The sequence below is a fragment of the Allobosea sp. P1_A7 genome, from assembly GCF_056406775.1.
In genome coordinates this window covers 1-1466 of sequence record NZ_JBFTZN010000556.1, presented here as the reverse complement: position 1 = coordinate 1466, position 1466 = coordinate 1, and the positions used below count along the sequence as shown (strand labels likewise).

General features: G+C 64.4%; 1 protein-coding gene. It reads right to left on the bottom strand.

Annotated features, from left to right (window positions below; translation table 11 throughout):
* Nucleotides 1–1466, bottom strand: a 1466-nt coding sequence (locus tag AC1D34_RS37550; RefSeq protein ID WP_476827027.1) for a peroxidase family protein, incomplete at both ends; no start/stop codon positions are given.

Genomic DNA, 1466 nt, shown 5'->3' with positions numbered 1-1466 from the left:
ATTCACATCTCCGAGCATGCGCGGATACAGGTCCTGGCTCGACCAACCGCCAGCAACCGCATCCTGGCCGAAGCCACCGAGCTTGAGGCTCGACGCCTGGAAGCTGCCGTCGGCATTGGCCAGCGAGACATGGACACCAGCCCAGCCAAAACCGACGATATCGGCCCGACCGTCGCCGTTCACATCGGCCAGCTGACGCGGGTAGAGATCCTGGTTCGTCCAGCCGCCAGCAAGTTCGCCAAATTGCCCCAGTTGGAAGTTCGGCGTTTGGAAGCTRCCGTCGGCATTGSCCAGCGCGACGTGGACGCCRGCMYRGCCRAAGCCGACGATGTCGGCYCGGCCGTCGCCGTYCACATCAGCCAACTGACGTGGATAGACATTCTGGCTCGCCCAACCGCCGGCAGCCGCATCATGGCCGAAGGCCCCCAGCTGGAAGCTCAGCGGTTGGAAGCTGCCGTCGGCGTTGGCCAGCGAGACATAGACCCCGGCATGCCCGAAGCCGACGATATCGGCCCGACCATCGCCGTTCACATCGGCGAGCTCGCGGGGGAAAAGATCCTGGTTCACCCAACCGCCGGCATTGGGAGCGAACGCGGCGAGCCCAGTCGCCGGGTCAGTGAATGCGGCAACCTCCTCGATGGGATCGGCGCGGCCGTCAGCCCCCAGGCCCGTGTGCTGCGTCGATTGATCCACCTCGAGCGTGAAGCCGGGTGTGGTGAAGACCACGCCCGGAAGGTGGGTGGCATCCGTATTCGCCATGATCAGCTTGGCGAAGGAATTGCTTTCGAGCTCGGCATTGAAGTTCAGGCCGGCGGTGCGTTCGAGGTAGTAGAAGCGGTCGCCGTCCTGCAGCTTTTCGAGCTGGTTCTCGAAGATGAAGTTGAAGGTCGAGCCCAGCATACCGCCAAACGGCATTTTCTCCTCGGCGAGACCGCCGATCCACAGGTCGATGCCATCGACGCCGGTGATCGTGACGCCGTCGGCGCCGCTGGCCCAGTCGCCCGTTCCGTTCAGGAAATYGAGGCGGTCGGTCGGTTCGCCAACACCACCAAGGACCAGCAGGGTCGCCGCAGCGCGCTTGTCGGCGAGCGTGGTCGCGTCGGTGATCAAGGGATGCAGCCCATAGGCAGCGATGAAGTTGATCACCGAGTCCGGGTGCTTCAGGCTCTGAACCAGATCCACCCAACTGCTATAGGGCTTGAGCTGTACTTCGCCGGTCTGCGTATAGATCTGGCGACGCACCTCGTTCAACGAGGGGATGCCGACGTCCCGGCCGCGCGCGATGTTGATCGCGGGAAGATCGAGCGGCAGGCCGAGCAGGTTGTTACGCAGTGCTTCGGTGACGAATTCGTCGATCTCGTTGCCGGCCTGGCGGGTGACGCCGCGCACGATTGCGCTGACCGCCTCTTCCGAATTGGCGCCGCTGGCGGCGAAGGCGAGCGGGTTCAGGAAGGCCGCGATCAGGC